General features: G+C 29.0%; 15 protein-coding genes and 1 pseudogene. 1 reads left to right on the top strand and 15 read right to left on the bottom strand.

The features are described 5' to 3' along the window. Nucleotide 1 precedes the first annotated feature (1 nt). Nucleotides 2-376, bottom strand: a complete 375-nt coding sequence (locus ACRC03_RS20055) for a GntR family transcriptional regulator (protein WP_438654386.1) — start codon at nt 374-376, stop codon at nt 2-4. A 241-nt stretch (nt 377-617) separates the two neighbouring features. Beyond that, on the bottom strand, nt 618-1,082 hold the full coding sequence (locus ACRC03_RS20050) for a hypothetical protein (RefSeq protein ID WP_438654385.1): 465 nt from the start codon (nt 1,080-1,082) through the stop codon (nt 618-620). 200 nt (nt 1,083-1,282) lie between these two features. On the opposite strand from ACRC03_RS20050, the gene ACRC03_RS20045 reads away from it, so the two are divergent. Continuing rightward, nucleotides 1,283-1,669, top strand: a complete 387-nt coding sequence (locus tag ACRC03_RS20045; RefSeq protein WP_438654384.1) for a hypothetical protein — start codon at nt 1,283-1,285, stop codon at nt 1,667-1,669. 70 nt (nt 1,670-1,739) lie between these two features. On the opposite strand, the gene ACRC03_RS20040 is transcribed toward ACRC03_RS20045, so the two are convergent. The 13 genes and pseudogenes from ACRC03_RS20040 to ACRC03_RS19980 form a co-directional block, all read right to left on the bottom strand. Then, the gene (locus ACRC03_RS20040) at nt 1,740-2,885 is read right to left on the bottom strand and encodes a DUF362 domain-containing protein (protein WP_438654383.1); all 1,146 of its coding nucleotides are present in this window, start codon (nt 2,883-2,885) and stop codon (nt 1,740-1,742) included. A 79-nt stretch (nt 2,886-2,964) separates the two neighbouring features. Continuing rightward, nucleotides 2,965-3,444, bottom strand: coding sequence for a hypothetical protein (locus ACRC03_RS20035; protein WP_438654382.1), 480 nt, complete (start codon nt 3,442-3,444; stop codon nt 2,965-2,967). Between the two features lie 187 nt (nt 3,445-3,631). Beyond that, complete coding sequence (locus ACRC03_RS20030) at nt 3,632-4,390, bottom strand: LytR/AlgR family response regulator transcription factor (RefSeq protein ID WP_438654381.1); 759 nt, start codon at nt 4,388-4,390, stop codon at nt 3,632-3,634. Further along, nucleotides 4,371-5,633 carry a sensor histidine kinase gene (locus ACRC03_RS20025; RefSeq protein ID WP_438654380.1) on the bottom strand — a complete coding sequence of 421 codons (1,263 nt, stop codon included), beginning with the start codon at nt 5,631-5,633 and terminating at the stop codon, nt 4,371-4,373. The genes ACRC03_RS20030 and ACRC03_RS20025 overlap by 20 nt, the downstream gene beginning before the upstream one ends. Nucleotides 5,634-5,711: 78 nt before the next feature. Beyond that, on the bottom strand, nt 5,712-7,337 hold the full coding sequence (locus ACRC03_RS20020) for an amidohydrolase (RefSeq protein ID WP_438654379.1): 1,626 nt from the start codon (nt 7,335-7,337) through the stop codon (nt 5,712-5,714). Nucleotides 7,338-7,370: 33 nt separating this feature from the next. Continuing rightward, on the bottom strand, nt 7,371-8,666 hold the full coding sequence (locus ACRC03_RS20015; RefSeq protein ID WP_438654378.1) for a GntP family permease: 1,296 nt from the start codon (nt 8,664-8,666) through the stop codon (nt 7,371-7,373). A 108-nt stretch (nt 8,667-8,774) separates the two neighbouring features. Continuing rightward, nucleotides 8,775-10,127, bottom strand: a complete 1,353-nt coding sequence (locus ACRC03_RS20010; RefSeq protein WP_438654377.1) for an alanine:cation symporter family protein — start codon at nt 10,125-10,127, stop codon at nt 8,775-8,777. A 374-nt stretch (nt 10,128-10,501) separates the two neighbouring features. Continuing rightward, the gene (locus tag ACRC03_RS20005; RefSeq protein WP_438654376.1) at nt 10,502-11,050 is read right to left on the bottom strand and encodes an NADH peroxidase; all 549 of its coding nucleotides are present in this window, start codon (nt 11,048-11,050) and stop codon (nt 10,502-10,504) included. 156 nt (nt 11,051-11,206) lie between these two features. Beyond that, nucleotides 11,207-12,463: an imidazolonepropionase gene (gene hutI / locus ACRC03_RS20000; protein ID WP_438654375.1), complete on the bottom strand. Its 1,257-nt coding sequence runs from the start codon at nt 12,461-12,463 to the stop codon at nt 11,207-11,209. A gap of 106 nt (nt 12,464-12,569) precedes the next feature. Continuing rightward, nucleotides 12,570-13,892, bottom strand: coding sequence for a YjiH family protein (locus ACRC03_RS19995; RefSeq protein ID WP_438654374.1), 1,323 nt, complete (start codon nt 13,890-13,892; stop codon nt 12,570-12,572). A 48-nt stretch (nt 13,893-13,940) separates the two neighbouring features. After that, nucleotides 13,941-15,935 carry a urocanate hydratase gene (locus ACRC03_RS19990; RefSeq protein WP_438654402.1) on the bottom strand — a complete coding sequence of 665 codons (1,995 nt, stop codon included), beginning with the start codon at nt 15,933-15,935 and terminating at the stop codon, nt 13,941-13,943. A gap of 437 nt (nt 15,936-16,372) precedes the next feature. Next, complete coding sequence (locus ACRC03_RS19985; protein WP_438654373.1) at nt 16,373-18,118, bottom strand: sigma-54 interaction domain-containing protein; 1,746 nt, start codon at nt 18,116-18,118, stop codon at nt 16,373-16,375. A gap of 458 nt (nt 18,119-18,576) precedes the next feature. Next, nucleotides 18,577-18,734: pseudogene (locus tag ACRC03_RS19980) on the bottom strand (NADH peroxidase); the annotation flags it as partial.

Genomic DNA, 18,734 nt, shown 5'->3' with positions numbered 1-18,734 from the left:
ATTACTCCCCCTGGTATAGGTTATCTAGTAAATCTTTTAAATCTTCTATTGATAATCCTAGTATTTTTGATAAATTTATAGCGTCTTCTAGTTTTTCTTCTATTTCCCTCATTTTAGCTTCATAAACTAGTTCTTTGTTAAAAGAAGATACAAAACAGCCCTTTCCTGGTACTGTGTTTATAAGTCCCTGTTTTTCTAATTCTTCGTAAGCTCGTTTTGTAGTTATAAAGCTTATGTTTAGGTCTTTTGCCAAAGCTCTCATTGATGGTAGCATTTGGTCTTCTTCTAATCTTCCACTTAATATAGCTTCTTTTATTTGATTTACTATTTGAAGGTAAATCGGTAAGTCTGATGAGTTAGAAATAATTATATTCATATTGACTCCCTTCTCTGTATACTTCGTATCAACTGTATATATATAGTTTATACAGTTAATACAGCTTATGCAAGTAGTTTTTATAAATTTATTTGTATTGTTAAAATCTATTGTTATAAAACCTTAAATTTTACACATATTAATGTTAAGGCACGAAGTTTTTTAATTTCAATATCGCCTCCTCCTTTTTATTTATCTAACTATAGAAAAAATACCTATGGCACAAGGCTCATAGGTATTTTTATAGTCTTTCATTTATTCCCTTTAGTATTATATCTTTCTTCAAGCCAAAATAATTTTCAAGACCTTTATAGAAATCTTGAGAAATTTCTATAATATCTTTCATCTCATATAACTCTTTTTTAAAATCACTATTGTCAATATACCCTATAAGGTAGCTAATTAGCATTTCTAAAAACTCTGTAGCTTTGGCTCCTCCATCATTGTCCTCATTTAAGCTTATTTGAGCATATGGAAATAAACTTACATAAGCACCTAGTTGACCCATATTGCTATCATCATATCTATTAAAGTTGTTTTTAGCAGTTAGCTTATAGCTTTCATCTAAAGGTATACACTGTAGTAAATCGCAGACAACATTTACTACGTATTTATTTATGGTAACATCATCGTCTTTTAACATTCGTTCTAAAACTTCTTTGTCTTTTTCATTCTCTATATATTCTGTTAATTGTATTAGCTTCATAGGTACCTCTCTAAAATTATATTTAATTAGTTATTTATAATTGTTTATATCTCTAATTATTGCAGATTATTAGTATTACATACCTTAAAGTTTATCATATTATATTTTTGTTAACAATAAGTTATCTTATACACTTATATTTATAATACTATTATAATTAATATATATGGTTTACAAATTAACAGGGGGACAATAAGTTTATGGATAGAAAAGTAATTGTAACACTTTTGTGCTTTGGAATAGTGGGATTATTTTTTCCCTGGTTTTATTTCGAAAAGAGTATTGATTATACAATCGGCTTAGATTGGATAGCTTCCATGCCAACTTTATCAATAGGATATGTACTATCTTTTATATTTATTTTTATAAAATCAAGAAGCAAGGTTACTGATTTTATAACTTTAATGGGGCTATTGGCAATTCCTATTACCTGTATTTATAAGTTTCTTACATGGCATACTCTCACTATTACAGGAAAAATAGATATTTTAGTAAGTTTAACTACTACTCACTATGGATTTTATCTTACTTTTTTAAGTTCTTTATTTGCAGCAGGTCTTTATATTTTGCATTTTAAAAAAGAATAGAGGTGTACTACCCCCTCTATTCTTCTTAACTACTTAAAACTATTTCTCCATCTACTCCATTTATATTTACTTACTTCATCATTTTAAATATAAAGCTACGTTTAACATCTACTGCTTTTTTAGGGCATAGTTCATGGCAACAATAACATCTAATACATTTGTTTAGATCTATTTCCACTTTGTCATTTAGCTTCATAACCTTAGCTGGACAAGCCTCTATACATTTTCCACATTTTATACAATCCTTATGTCTAATTCTAGGCTTAGGAGTTATCATTTTAGTGATTGGCTCATGTAAAAACTTAGGCATACTTGAAGATAATAATCTAAAGTCTTTACTAGTCTTAGGTATATCAAAATCTTTTATTATTAATGGATTAATATCATCTCCTAAAAGGACTATATCACTACCATCTTCTTTGATAAATTCTCTTTTTATAGCACCTACTAAAGTTGGTACTCTTGTAGCCTCTAAACTTATCATTTTGCAAGCCACATAATCTATAGCATGGGTGCTTTTCGAAGCAAGAAGTGCCCCTATCTTACGAGGTACACCAGCTGAAGGTCCTTCACCCTCCATACCTATTATTCCATCCATAATAGTTAGTGATGGGTTTACATAAGAACATATATCTACTAATACCTCTTCACAGAATAATTCCTCTGTAGGGAATCTATAGTGTATTTCTGCTTTTTTGAGCCCTGCTATGCATCCATATAAATTTTTAGTTCCTCCTGTAAAAGTTGCCATTTGATGTGTTTTTAATTTACATAAGTTTACTATATGGTCAGCTTCTGTTATCGGTTTTATTATATCCATATATTTTAAAGCGTGTGCCTTAGGGTTTTCTACTTTTTCCTCTGAAATATCGTAGTTTAATTCTACTCCTAATTCATTAGCTACACTTTCTAATCCTGAGGCTTTATATATACCTTTTAAGGCACCTATTGTATACGGTCCTCCTGGGCTATCTGCTATTTTAACTTTACAGTTTAATTCTAATAGTTTTTCACATACAACTTTAACTACCATTGGATGTGTTGTGGTTGCTTCTTCTGGCGTTTTTTTCATAAGTAGATTTGGCTTTACTAATACGTTGCTACCTGGCTTTATGTACTTTTCTAGTCCGCCTAAATCTTTTATAAGCTTCTCTATTGATAGTTTCACTTCTTCATAGTCATAGTTATCGCATTTTCTAAGTGCTACTTGTTTCATATTTTCACCTCTATTTTATAAGTTATTTGTCAGATTTTTACAGCATAATATATATTATAATATAGACATGAATAATATGTTAATCTATTTTTATATCAAGCATTTTCATTAATCCTTTTTCATTATCTTTTATTCCACCCTTTAAATATCCTGTTATATTACATATCTTATCTATAAAATTTTGGTTTTTTTCTATTTTCCAAACTTTTGTATAATTAACTATTTCCTCTATTGCCTTTTTACCTTTGCCTTCTTTATCTTTATCTTTAATTTTTATTAAATAATCCTTTATACCACCAACATGTGATTTGTAGTATCCTATAACATCTTCTTTTTCGCCTATTCCTACTAATAGACCTATACTGCTATCATAAATTAAATGTGGTTCATCTATTTCTATATATTTATTATAAAAAATATCTCTAACTACTATTTTATCGCTGCTGTCTTCCATTTTATTTATTATTGATTCATAAGTTTGTTGATCTTCAATATTTTCCATACTTTTATTTTGAATTTCAAGAATATCACTTAGATTTACTAATTTTGTTTCTTCCATAATTACCTCCCTTTTGATAAAATTATTTTCTATTTTATTGTATTACATAAGAATTTAAAATTTTGTAATATCCTATGCTCAAAATTTGTAATAATTTCTGACCATAAGTATTTTTCTATATGTAAGGGATATTTTTTAACTAAAAAAAGTGAAGAAAATTTTTCTCCACCCTTTACAATTTATGAAATTATTCTATATTCATAGCAATCTTTAATTCTTTTATCTTACGTCTTCCAACTGGAACTTCATCTTCCATTCCATCTAACTTTAATTTGTATGAACTAACACCACTAGACTCTATGCTTTTAATTCTATCTATATTGACTATGTAGGATCTATGACATCTAAAAAATTTATCACTATATATCTCAGCTTCCACATCAGCAATACAACTATTAATTTCGTATTCTCTATCTTTTGTATGTAAAACAGTTATTTTCTCTTGTGACTTTAAATAATAAACATCTTCTAATTCCAAGAGATTTATACTATTTTTATCTTTTACCTTTAATTTATTTAAAGGGTTATTTTCAGATGCTATCTTTTGACTATAATTTCCTTTATTATATCTATTTCCATTTGTATTTTCTGATTCTTCAATTCTATTAATAATTTCTCTAATTCTATCTACAGAATATGGCTTAAGAACATAATCAAATGCATGAATCTCAAAAGCTTCTACTGCATATTCTTTATGTGCTGTTATAAACACAATATATGGTTTTTTTTCAAATTTGCTAACAACCTTAGCTAAACTCATACCATTAAGCAGTGGTATGTTTATATCAACAAACATAACATCTATATCATTACTTTCTAAAAATGACAATACATCAACACCATTATTGAAGGTTGCTACCACTTCAATTTTTTTAGAATAGTTTTCTATTATATTTTTAATATCTTCTAAAATTAATTTTTCATCTTCAACTATTATAGTTTTCATACTCTCCTCCAACACAAAACCATATTTTAGTGCCATTATTATTTTTTTCTATATTTAGACCTTGTCCATAAATTGTTTTTAAACGTATATGTACGTTTCTTAATCCAATTTTATTTTTATCCATATTATCTTTATATAGGCTTTCGATAGTTTCTTCACTTATTGGAATACCACTATTTTCCACGCTTATATATACTTTATTTTTTGATGTTTTTTTAACTTTAATACGGATTTCACATTTTTTATTCGATTTTAATATTCCATGTTCTAGAGCATTCTCAACTAAAGGTTGTAATACTAAACTAGGAATCTTTATCTCTATATCTTCCTCTACATCATAAAAAATATCAAACTTATCCTCAAACCTAGTCTTTTGTATGTATATATAACATTCTATCTGTTCTAATTCTTCTTTTATAGTTATAAATTCACCATTTAAATCTAAATTATGTCTTATATATTTAGATAACTTTACTATAACTTCTCTAGCTTTTTCAGGTTTTGTTCCAGCTAATAATCCAATCACATTTAAGGTATTAAATAAAAAATGAGGATTAATTTGGGATTGAAGTACTTCTAACTTGGCCTTATTTAGTTCAAGTTTCAATTGCTCGATATTTGCTGTTTGTTTTTCATGAGTTATATCTTGTACTACTGCTACAAATATACCTATTGGTATTTGAGCTATAGCCATTGACATACTTACATTACCTAAGTCTAATCCATCTAAGCTAATAGGATATGTAATATACTTTATATACAGAAATATTATTTGTAGTGCTATTTCTTGAACTAAGACTCCACTAAGTATTCCCACTATCCATTTTTTATTGTTATTTATTTTATATTTTTCAAATAATTTATAGGCTATTGAAGATACAATTCCTGCTACTAATATACCTAAGATTTCAGGTATTATATTGTCACACCCTATATCAACAAAAGGTAAATGTAGGGATATAGCAATACTTGAAAATATTCCTACAATAGGACCAAATAGTATTCCACCAGATATCACTATAACTCTAATTGTAGATACCGCAGCACCGTATACTCCTAGAGGTAAATAATTAGAAAATATTCCTAATAACCCAAATACAACGGCTATTACAATTTGTTCTCTTTTATTTAACTTTTGTTTTTGAATTACTCGTTTTGCCCATTTCATTCTAATCAGTACCAGTATTATGGCAAGGATTGTACAAGTTTTATAAAGTGATGTAATAAATACAAAATAGTCCATTGTTAATCTCCTATTTATTTTTTCCAAAAATTAAAGAAAGGCTAATTAGCCTTTCTTTATATTATATCATTAATTCTACTATTTTGAGAATACTACCATGTCTTCCTTTATTGTTTCTAATACTTGAATGTCTAAGATTTCATCATTAGATATACTTAAAGGATTCTTATCTAATATTACAAAGTCTGCTAATTTGCCCACTTCTATGCTTCCTTTTCTATCTTCTTCATGATATTGATATGCACCATCTATTGTTATAGCTTTTAAAGCATCGTATACTGTTATTTTTTCTTCATCAGTTAAATTTACTCCATTTTTTGTAGCTCTACTTACTGCTGAGTTAATTGTTCTAATCATGTTAGGTGGTATAACTGGTGTATCTTGATGAAGTGTAAATCTTACACCTTTTTCTTTAGTTGTCTTTAGAGGAGATATTCTTTGAGCTCTTTCTCCTAAGTTTTGTATATGTGTATCTCCCCAGAAGAATGTATGGTCTACAAAGTAACTTGGTATCATTCCTAATTCTTTGTACCTATCTATTTGCTCATCTCTAGTTATTTGAGAATGTATTGCTACTGGTCTTAAATCTTCCTTAAAGTTTAAATCTTTTCTAGCTTTATCATACATGTTTAATAACTGATCAATTGCTGCATCTCCATTAACATGAGTTAATACTTGGTAGCCATTTTCTATAGAATATTTTAAATAATCGTATACTACCTCATCTGAGAATATAGGATATCCCTTGTAATCACTGCCTTGACCATTATTTATATCTTCATATGCCTCAGTTAGCCACGCAGTTCTTCCTTGTGGTGATCCATCTAAGAATAATTTTACTCCTCCTAAACGGTAGTGCTTTCCATCATAGTCTTTTGATATAGTATAATTATCTAACATGTTATTTTCTACTTCTGGTTTTCCTGGATATAAAACAAAGTCTAGCTTTAATAAATCTCTTTTTTCAGCCTCTATAGCTATGTCCATTCTAGCTTGGTCTAACATACCATCTTGTGTAGTTGTAATACCAAAACTAGCATAGTATTCTTGTAATTTTAATACATTTTCCATTAACTCATCAGTTCCTAATTTAGGGAATAGAGCCATAATTTCAGTCATAAATGCTGTTTCTTCCATATAACCATTAGGTTCATTTGTACCTTCTACTCTTCCATATAATCCACCTTGAGGATCTTTAGAGTTTTCATCTATTTTAAGATGTTCTAATACTTTGCTGTTTATAGCACCTAAATGGTTTGATGCATGAGCAACTATTATATAATGTTCATCTGATATATCATCTAAATCAAATTTATTAGGGTGTCTTTGGTCTTCAAATCCTGCTGTGTCATACCCCATTCCTATTACCCATCCACCTTTAGGTATGTTGTTAACTTTTATATGCTCTCTCATTTCATTCTTTAAATCTTCTATAGTGTTTACCTTACCTATTGGGCTTGGTGATAAATTACGGTAACCAAATGCTGGTACATAATAGAAGAAATGGCTATGTGGATCTATAAATCCAGGTAATAAAGTATTACCTTGCAAATCTTTTATCTCAGTATTTTCATCTACTAATGTTTCTGCTTTTTCTATACTTCCTACATAAGCTATTTTACCATTTTCTACTAATACTGCTTCTGCAGACTCTTCTTGAGCCATAGTTAATATAGTTCCATTTTTATATAATGTTTTAGTCATATTTATTCCCCTTAATTATATTTTAAATTTTGATTACATAAACATAGCAATTACTGTACATATCATAGCTGTTACCGAAGGAATTACCATAGTAGCTATGGCTACTTCTCTATAACAATCTTTTAATGTTAATTTACATACTTCTATTATTGATAATAGTCCACCTGAGTTAGGTAAACATGATAATGATGTTGAACCCATAGTAACCATTCTGTGTAGTAAGCTTGGTGCTATACCTGCAGCTACAAATTTATCTGCTAATGTACTTGCAAAGAATGCCACTGGTGATATTGCATTACCCATTATCCCTGATAATATAGCCATTACTATGAATAGAAGAATTAATGGATTTAAACCTAATCCAAATAAGCTATCAACTATCGTTGAAAATACTGGTAATTTTTCTATAACAGCAGAGAATCCTGATATTGTAGCTACTGCTAACAATGGATTTATACCACCTGCTAAACCTTGACTTATTGTAGCTACTTTATTTGGGTAAGATTTATTAAATAGTACAAATGCAATTGCACTAGATATGACTAAAGAAAATACTATTGCTGGCATTGAAGCCATGTTCTTACTTAATGCAATTATCCCTACTATTAAAGCTAATAATGGAATTGCTGATTTTGAAAATGATGGTAATCCATCTTTATCATCTAAAGATACTATTATATCTGTGTCAGCAGCAACGAATCTTTCTGCTTCACTTCTACACTTGCTTTCTTCATACTTTAACCACGTTAGGGCTAATGTTGTTGCAATTACAGTACCTATTGCACCTATTCCTGCACCAGCATACATGCTTGTACCAAGTGTATCGGCTAATATAACATTCATATTTGTTGCACTACCTGGTGTGAATGCCATTGGTATAAATGATCCAGACATAAATGCTGCTAAGCCAAGTTTTTTAGGTATATTAGTTCTACTACATAAAGCTACCATTATTGGATATAGCGCAAATATAAGTACGAAGTTGTTAACCCCTGCCCATGTTAATACAAAACTTGCAACGTATATAGCTAGTAATGCTCTTTGCTCTCCTAATACATCTAGTATCTTATATGAGAAACTTATTGCTGCCTTACTTTCTCCTAGTAACTTACCAAACAATGCTCCCATTGTGAAAAGTAAAACGTTGTTTCCAAAGAATGCACCTAGGCCCCCTCCATATATCGCTAACATATCTGGTTGAAGTGCCATACCTCCAAACACTGCTAATATCACTGAACAAACTATTGTTGAGAATAACATTGGATATCCCTTAAACGACAAGTATATCAATAATATTACGGAAATAATTAAACCAAAAACTGCTATCATATTATCTCTCCCCCATCTTTAATTTTAATTATTTTTAATGTTAATTATCTTATTTTCAATCTTGATTTTAACTATTTTTCATTATTAAATTTGATTATTTTCTATTATTTAATTATCATTGCTAGCTTTTTTGAAATTAAATTTATTTATTTTGTATTCTTCCCATTTCTTTATTGTAAATATTGCTAAAGCTACAATGTTTATTCCTGAGAGTACAAATAATAATAAGTCTACAGCTTCAAATACTACGTTAGCTCCAAACACTGCTAATGTACCTGCTACTGCAATTAGTGTTAAGTATATAGCTATATTTTTATTTACAGCATTTTCTTTAAATAATTTTGTCATATAGTAATATGAACCTAATATTGTTGTTAATGCTGATAAAACAGTGAATAATGATAATATTATTAATCCAAATATTCCTGTTACATTTTCTGCTGTTAAGAAGTATTGAGTAAGTCTAGTTACAGCATCTGCTGGCAACTGTATAATACTATTTGCTAAACCGTATGATGCTATATAAGATGTAACCACTATTGAAACCACTACGGTTATAATAGTTGGTATTAAAGAAATCATTGCTGCTTCTCTTGGACTAGAATCTGCTTCTTGAGCTGCCATAGCCAAAGCTCCTAAACCAGTTTCTGCTGTTTGTAACACTTTTTGCATCCCTAAAACAAATCCTAATGTTATTCCTGCAAATCCATTAACAGGATTAGTCATACCTTCTACAACGTTTGTAAAATAGGTTGGAATATAGTCTACTGTTCTTATTACGAATAAAGTGAAGAATATAAAATATCCTATAACTGCTGTTCCTATCATATAAGTCATAGCATTCATAAATACTTCATGTTTTTTTGATAAAACTAGTGCTGCAACTATTATGATTACTGGAATTACTATGAATAAGTATCTTTGAAGTAGTGAAAGTTCTACTCCCATAAACTTTGCTGTTATTATTGTTGATACTGAATCAATTCCACTAAATTGGAATCCTCCAAATCCAAATACTGCTAATATTACAAAACTTATAGCATAAACTGTTCCTAACTTTGGAGATATTAAATTTGATATGTATTCTTTAGGTGTTTTCCCCATTATTTTCGAATTTAGTGTTTCTGCATATGATACTGGTACCATTATACATGCACCTATTAGTGCCCAAATTGCCATTGCTTCGATATTTACTTCACCTGAAGCAGCGTATTTTGAAAGTGCACCAAGAACACCTATTATTGCTCCTGTACCAATCATTGCTCCTAATGATATAGACGCTGGCCCTATTACATTTTTTATGTTTAGTTTAGCTTTCTTTGTAGTTTGATTCTTGATAATAAATATAGTTCTAATTGATGTGAATGCTCCTACTACTAGCATAAATGGTAAAAATATTGGCCAAATTGCATTTGATAATCCTGTAATTATGTGTTCTAGTTGAACTAGAATCTCATTCATTTTATCAACTCCCATTTCTTTGATTAATTTTTTAAGATTTCATTTACTTTTTAGTACTAAATATACTTATTTTTTTAATTTTGATTTGATAGTTATAGATTTTTTATACATGTATTTGATAATCCGGTATTAAATTAGATTTTAACGGTTTCAAACGAACCATTTACATCATTTTTACTACCACTTATTCTTATGGTAACCGTTTATTCTTTTATCGTCAACCTTTTTTCATAATTTCACCCCTAATATTTGTTTAATTAAAGTTTCTCTATAAATTATTATAGTATTTTTAGAATTCATAAAATACTATAATAAACATAAAAAAATGAGAAAAGATAAATCTTTCCCCATTTTTTACAATTCATTTTATATAATTATTGCTTACCAAAATGTCTTTCTAGTAATCCTAAGAATGCTTTACCATGTCTAGCCTCATCTTTACACATTTCATGAACTGTATCATGTATAGCATCTAATCCTAGTTCTTTAGCTTTTTTAGCTATTTTTAATTTTCCTTCTGTAGCTCCGTATTCTGCTTCTACTCTTGCTTTTAAGTTAGCTTTTGTATCTGCTACTACTACTTCTCCTAATAATTCAGCAAATTTAGCTGCATGTTCTGCTTCTTCAAATGCTATTCTCTTGTATGCTTCTGCTACTTCTGGATATCCTTCTCTATCTGCTTGACGGCTCATTGCTAAATACATTCCTACTTCAGTACATTCTCCTGTAAAATTAGCTCTAAGTCCTTCTAATATTTCTTCATCTACTCCAGCTGCTGCTCCTATTCTGTGCTCATCAGCCCATATCATTTCACCTTTCATTTCATCAAACTTCTCAGCTCCTACTTTACATACTGGGCAAGCTACTGGTGCAGTTTCTCCTTCATGTATATATCCACATACTGTACAAACAAATTTCTTCATATTATTTACCTCCCGAGTTTATATATCTATATTATTTTTTAAAATTATTTCTTAATTTGTTATAGTCTATATATACCCGCTGAATCTATACTTAAACAAAATATTTTAAATAGTTTATTTAAGCCTCATAAAATTAAAAGACGTCCCCACATCATTTTATAAATTTTTATCTACTACAAGCTTTCCATTCTTATAAACTTTATTGACATGATTTATACCAAAATGATACATAAGATACTCTATATTAGGAGCATTACATATCACTAAATCTGCTTTTTTACCTACTTCTATTGTACCAATTTCATCTTGTCTGTCTATTGAGTATGCAGCATTTATTGTTACTGCATTTAAAACTTCATTTGGTGTCATCTTAAGACCTAAGCAACCTAGTTGCATTGCAAACTGCAAGTTTTCACTCGGACAACTTCCTGGATTGTAATCACTAGATAAAGCAACAGGTACCCCTAACTCTATCATTTTTCTTGCATTTGCATAATCTTTATTTAAATTAAATGATGTTCCCGGAAGTAAATTTGCTATAGTATAATTTTCTGCTAACATTTTCATTCCAGCTTCACTAGCTGCCATTAAATGATCTGCTGAAGTGCATTTTAATTTAGCCGCTAGCTCTGCTCCTCCTAAGGATACTATTTCATCTGCATGTATTTTTAATTTATAACCCATTGCTTTAGATTTTTTAAGTATATACTCAGTTTCTTCTATACTGAATACTCCTTCTTCGCAGAATACATCACAAAATTCTGCTAAACCTAACTCTTTTATTTTTGGCATCATATCATTAACTATAATATCTATAAACCCTTTGTGATTTTCCTTATATTCAATAGGTATTGCATGAGCACCTAAAAATGTATGTACTAAATCTACTGGATGATTTTTATCCAACTTATTAGCAACTTTTAATTGTTTAATCTCTGTATCTAATTCTAATCCATAACCACTTTTTGACTCTACTGTTGTAACGCCTAGTTCTAACATTTTATCTAAACTTTGCTTTGCTTTGTAATAAAGTTCATCTTCTGAAGCTGTTTTCGTGGATTTTACTGTACTTAGTATTCCTCCACCTTGTTTTAATATTTCTATATATGGAATTCCTTCTATTTTTTTTAAAAACTCATTTTCTCTAGAACCACCATGTACTAAGTGAGTATGTGAATCTATAAATCCTGGAACTACTAACAGTCCTTGTGCATCTTCTATTTTTGTACTTTCATTTACTAAATGATTATAGTTATTTCCCTCACCTATTTCTATAAATCTTCCATTTTCTATTGCTATATATGCATTTTTAGTAATTTCAATTTGATTCATTTCTTTTTTAGTTTTCGGTCTCCCTGTATCTTTACTTGTAATTAGTTTTCCTATATTTTTAATAATCATATCTACACTCATATATTCACCCCATTAAGTTAATTTCTAGAACTATACTCAGATAAATTGATATAACAAGTAGGCTGTATTAAATAAAAATTTATTACAGCCTACTTGTTATACTGGTTTATGCTATAAAAATACTACCAAATATAGTTGCTAATATAAGTGATAGGACAACCCTTTGGAACCATATAATAATAAAATCTTTTACTTTAAATGGTATCTCTGTAGATAACATACATGGTATTGATGCTGAGAAAAATAGTATAGATGAAATAGATATAACTGCTATTACATATCTAGTCAATACATTTAAACTTTCCCCTATTAGAATAGCTGGTAAAAACATTTCAGCTAAACTAAGAGTACTAGCCTTAGCTACTAATAATGGATTTTCTAATCCTAGGAAACTCAATAAATATGTTACAGGATATAAAACGTATCCTAATATATCAAATAATGGTGTATACTCTGCAAGTAGTAATCCTATTAACCCTACACTTAATATTGATGGAAGTATACCCGTTGCCATCATTAGCCCGTCTTTAAGGTTAGACTTTATACAGTTAAATAAACTAGGTGCACTTTCTGCTACAACCATACCTTCATGTATAGCATGCTTAAATCTATCTGAGTGTATCTCTTCTTCCTTAACACAAATTCCATTGTAATAATCATCCTCTTTAATCTTAGATGTTGGGCCTAACCTAACAACTATAGCTGTAACCATAAAAGTGATTACTAACGTAGACCAAAAGTAAACATTCCACATATTCATAATTCCTAATGTTTTAGCAACTATTACCATGAAACTTGCAGATACAGTAGAGAATCCTGTAGCTATTATATATGCATCTTTTGTACTATATTTACCTTCCTTATAAACTCTATTAGTTATTAAAAGTGCTAGAGAATAACTACCTACAAAAGATGCAACTGCATCAACTGCAGATTTACCTGGTGTTTTAAATATAGGTCTCATTACAGGTTGCATAAATACACCTACAAATTCTAAAAGTCCATATCCTATTAAGAATGATAAAAATACTGCTCCTATTGGAACTACTAATCCTACTGGTATAACTAACTTATTGTATAAAAATGGAATCATATTTGGTTCCATAAGAATTTTAGGCCCTACATTGAAAACTGCCATAACAGCTATTAATATTCCACACAATTTTAAGATTGAAAATACCATTGTAACTTTATCTTTTTTATATGTTTTCTTTATGAATGGTAAAATTCCACCTATAATAATCATCACAAATGCATATATAGTACAAATCTGTGGCAAATTATTTTTTAGAACACTTACCATGTGATCAAGAGGTATAGTTGATACTCCAAATAACTCTATAGGAACAAAGAACATAATTATTCCTATCAAACTATATATTACTGACCTTAGCATAATTCCTGGATTATACTTTTTTAAATCTTCCATTTGAAAAATCCTCCTATTAATTTTTATATAGTTAATTATATATACAATCTAAAATTTTACATTTCTTGTAACATCATCTATTAATTGTTCATCTACTATATATGGTAATGTTATATGATTTCTTCCTTGAGTCATTTTGTTATATTCCATAGCTGTTGTGATAGAATTTTCATTTCTAGCCCAAGCACGTCTAGCAACTCCACTCATAACATCCCAAGGCATAGCACTTCTTAATATATCATCAGCTCTTTGAGACCCATCAAGAACCATTCCAAATCCACCATTTATAGCCTTACCTATACCAACGCCTCCACCATTGTGAAGAGCTACTAAACTCATACCTCTTGCACAATTTCCTGCAAAGCAATGAGTAGCCATATCTGCCATTATATTACTTCCATCTTTTATATTTGAAGTTTCTCTAAATGGAGAATCTGTACCAGACACATCGTGGTGGTCTCTACCTAACATTACTGGCCCTATTTCTCCTTTTCTTACCATATCATTAAATTTAAGAGCTATATTTGTTCTTCCCATAGCATCTTGATAAAGTATTCTTGCTTGTGTTCCAACTACTAATGCATTTTTCTTAGCATCTCTTATCCAAGCCCAGTTATCTCTATCTTGATATCTTCTATTAGGGTCTATGCAGTCCATAGCAGCCTTATCTGTTTTTTCTAAATCTTCTTCTTTTCCAGTTAAGCATACCCATCTAAATGGTCCATATCCATAATCAAATAACTGTGGACCTAAGATATCTTCAACATATGACGGGAATATAAATCCATCTTTTTCATCTACTCCATTTTTAGAAATTTCCATGCATCCTGCATCATAAATAGCTTTCATGAAACTATTTCCATAATCAAAGAAGTATACTCCTCTATTGTGAAGTTCTTTTATCATTTCAAAGTGCTTTATTAATGTTTCATCTACTAATTGTATAAATTTATCTTTATCCTCTGCTAATAACCTAGTTCTTTCTTCAAAAGTAATTCCTTGAGGACAATATCCTCCATCATAAACAGCATGACATGATGTTTGGTCTGATAGTAAGTCTATGTGTATCTTATTATCTACTGCATATTCTAATAAATCTACTATATTACCATGATAAGCTATAGCACAAGGTTCTTTTCTTTCCACATATTCATTAGCTAAATCAAAAGCTTCTTCACAAGTTTTAGCTACCTTACTTACCCAACCTTGAGTGTATCTTGTTTCTATTCTAGAATAGTCAACTTCAGCTATTATACCTACTCCACCAGCTATTTCACAAGCCTTACCTTGAGCACCACTCATTCCACCAAGTCCTGATGTTACAAATAATTTTCCTGCTAAATCTGAGTTTTGATCTACTCCAAGTACTAGTCTACCTGCATTTAATAATGTAGAGTATGTTCCATGTACTATACCTTGTGGCCCTATGTACATCCATCCGCCAGCTGTCATTTGGCCATAATTAGATACACCTATTGCAGCTGCTCTTTTCCATTCTTCTTGGTTGTCAAACATTCCTATCATTAAACCATTTGTTAAAATAACTCTTGGTGCATCTGGTTTTGATTTAAATAATCCAACAGGATGACCTGATTGAATAACTAAAGTTTGATCTTGTGTTAATACTTTTAAGTACTCTTTAACTACTACATATTGCATCCAGTTTTGAAATACCTGACCTGTTTCTCCATATGTTACAAGTTCATATGGATATAAAGCTATATCAAAATCTAAATTGTTATCTATCATAACTTGAAAAGCTTTTCCTTCTGTGCATTTACCTTCATATTCTTCTAAGTTTTTTCCATTTAAGCTACCTTCTGGTCTAAATCTATATCCATAAATTCTCCCCATTGTCTTTAACTCATTTAAAAATTCTGGTGCTAATTCCTCATGGTATTCTTCTGGAATATATCTTAATGCATTCTTTAGTGCTAGTTTTATATCTGCTTCAGATAGTTTTGCTTCTCTTTTTGGTGCTCTTCTTATTCCTTCTATAAATTGTGGTATTTGTTGTGGAACATAATTTATTTTAATACTCATAGAATCTTGAATTTCTTTATTTAAATCATTTAATACTCTCTCCATATTTAACTCCCCCTAGATAGTTTATATTGTACTTTCAAATATTTTTTCTTCATCTATTAGCAAGTTTGCCTCTAAAGCTTGTTCTACTTTATTTACTTTTAGAAACATTCATTACTTTTTTTGTAGTCAACTACTTCCATAAGTTAAAACTCTATTCATAAACTATTTTCTCCTTTCAAAGTTTTCTATATAAAATTTACAACTTTCACTTTTATATTAAGCAATTATTGTGCCATTTTTGATTTTATTTATATCTATATTTTTTAAGCCCTTCGCATTCTGAATTTTCGTAATTTTTAGTTTTTTAAAGAATAGTAAAAAAAAATACCTTTGATACAAGTGTATAAACTTTATACATAAGTGTATAAAATTTATACATAGGTGAATAAACTTTATACATCCTTTAAAATTCCTAATTTTTTCATTCTATAAATCAAGCTTTGCCTTATAATATTTAATTTTTTAGATGCGTGTGATATATTCCAATTAGTATCTTCTAGTACATTTATTATTATTTCCTTCTCAATATTTTTTAAAATATCACTTAAAGACAAGCTTTCCTCTGTATCTAAATATAAATTTAAATCATTGCAAATATCATCATTTATTTTTTCTATGCTATTATTTATATTTCTTGTATCTATATCATTATTTAAACTAAGTTCATCCTTTATGTATTCTGTTAAACATTCTAAGTCTATTATTTTTTTATCATCTTCACATGCTATAAATAAATTTTCCATTATATGTTCTAGCTCTCTAATATTACCAGGCCAATTATATTGTTCAAGTATGTATAGTAAGTCTTTATTAATTTCTTGGATATTTTTATCTAGTTTTAAATTGTATTTTGAAATATAAAACATAGTTAATAATTTTATATCTTCTTTTCGCTCTCTAAGAGGAGGGATTTTTATGGTTAAACTAGATATTCTATAAAATAAATCTTGCCTCAGTCTATTTTCATTTATTAGCTTTTTAGGTTCCTCATTTATAGCACTAATTATCCTGCACTCTAGGTTATACATCTTGCTAGATCCAATTCTTGTAGTTCTACGTTCTTGTATAACTCTTAATAACTTAGTTTGCATAGACATTGGCATTGAATTTAATTCATCTAAAAATATAGTTCCATTTCTTGCTTCTTCAAATAACCCCGGCGTATCAGTTGCACCAGTATACGACCCTTTAACGGTTCCAAATAAAATACTTTCAAGTAAATTCTCAGGTATGGCTGCACAGTTTATTGGTATAAAAGGCTGATTTTTATGTTTGCCATAATTATGTATGCTTTGAGCAAATACTTCTTTTCCAGTTCCAGTTTCACCTATAATTAAAATGTTACTTTCCAATAACGCAATTTTTTGAGATAAAGCTATTAGATTGTTTATTTTTTCTCCACCTATTATAGATGAAAACTCATATCTAGTCCCATTTTTATTATAGGGTTCAAGTAGCTCTTCTATATTTATATTTACTATTTTACGTTTAATTTGTATAGTCTCTAAAAGTAAGTCTTGTAGTATTTTTTCATTTCTACTTACTGAAAAAACTCCCACTACATCATCTTCTAAGTCTATTGGGTATGTACTATAATGTGCAGGTTTGTGTGAATACACTTTATATGCATCTTTTATTGGCGTTCTAGTTCTATATACCATTTGATGTTCAGATGCACCCTCTTCTCCATAGCTGTATATTTCCCATAACTTTTTTCCTAGTACATCTTCTTTTTTGTTATTATCTAAATACTCTTGCCATTTATTATATAATACAACTTCTCCATTTTTATCACTCAATAGTATTCCATTATCTATGGACTCAACCACTTTTTCTAGGCAATGTAATCTTACTTTGTCATCTTTGTAATCATTAATACACTTCATTATAATTACTTTGAAACCTGATTGCGTGTATTCAATACATTTTATTTTAAATTTTGTTCCTGATATATAATCTAATATTTGATCTTCTTCTATTTCTTCAGTTTTATTAAATAGTTTACAAAAACTTGAATTTAAAATTTTGTCTTTATCAAAGAACCTAGTTGCATAATTATTTATCCAGTCAACATTATTATTATTTAATATAAATATTATTTCATCTATTTTGTTAAAAAAACTGTGCTTACTTTCCATGTTTCCACCTCTCTGTAAACATTAATTTATTGCAAAAACTCTCAGTTATTCCCCCTTTCATTTATTTTTGATACATGTAGGCGGTTATCTCCCAACTATACTTTACATAATTATCTCTGTATGATTATGTAGTTATTGGATTAACTATTTAGCTTCTTCTTCATTATCACTTGATTTATTCATCTTATTCTTTGTTATACCCCAAATATCCTTTAATCTAATTCTATAATAATTACTTATATGAAAATTATATAACCAAAAATCATTTTTATGAATTAATATATCTTTTTATGAAAATAATTAACGTTAAATTTTAATTCTGCATTACCTTTTATTCAAAATTTATTACTTAAAATTCTCTAAAATTACTTTATAATTAAAAAAATTAGTTATACCTCAAATAAAAAAAGTGGAGAAAGATAAATCCTTCTCCACTTTTTTATATTTAATTTATAAAATTATTTGTTATCAAAATGTCTCTCTAATAATCCTAAGAATGCTTTACCATGTCTTGCTTCATCTTTACACATTTCATGAACTGTATCATGTATAGCATCTAGTCCTAGTTCTTTAGCTCTTTTCGCTATTTTTAATTTTCCTTCTGTAGCTCCGTATT

The sequence above is a fragment of the Romboutsia sp. genome (assembly GCF_051659545.1).
Classification (GTDB): Bacteria; Bacillota; Clostridia; order Peptostreptococcales; family Peptostreptococcaceae; genus JBOFOR01.
This window is presented reverse-complemented; position numbering and strand designations above follow the sequence as displayed.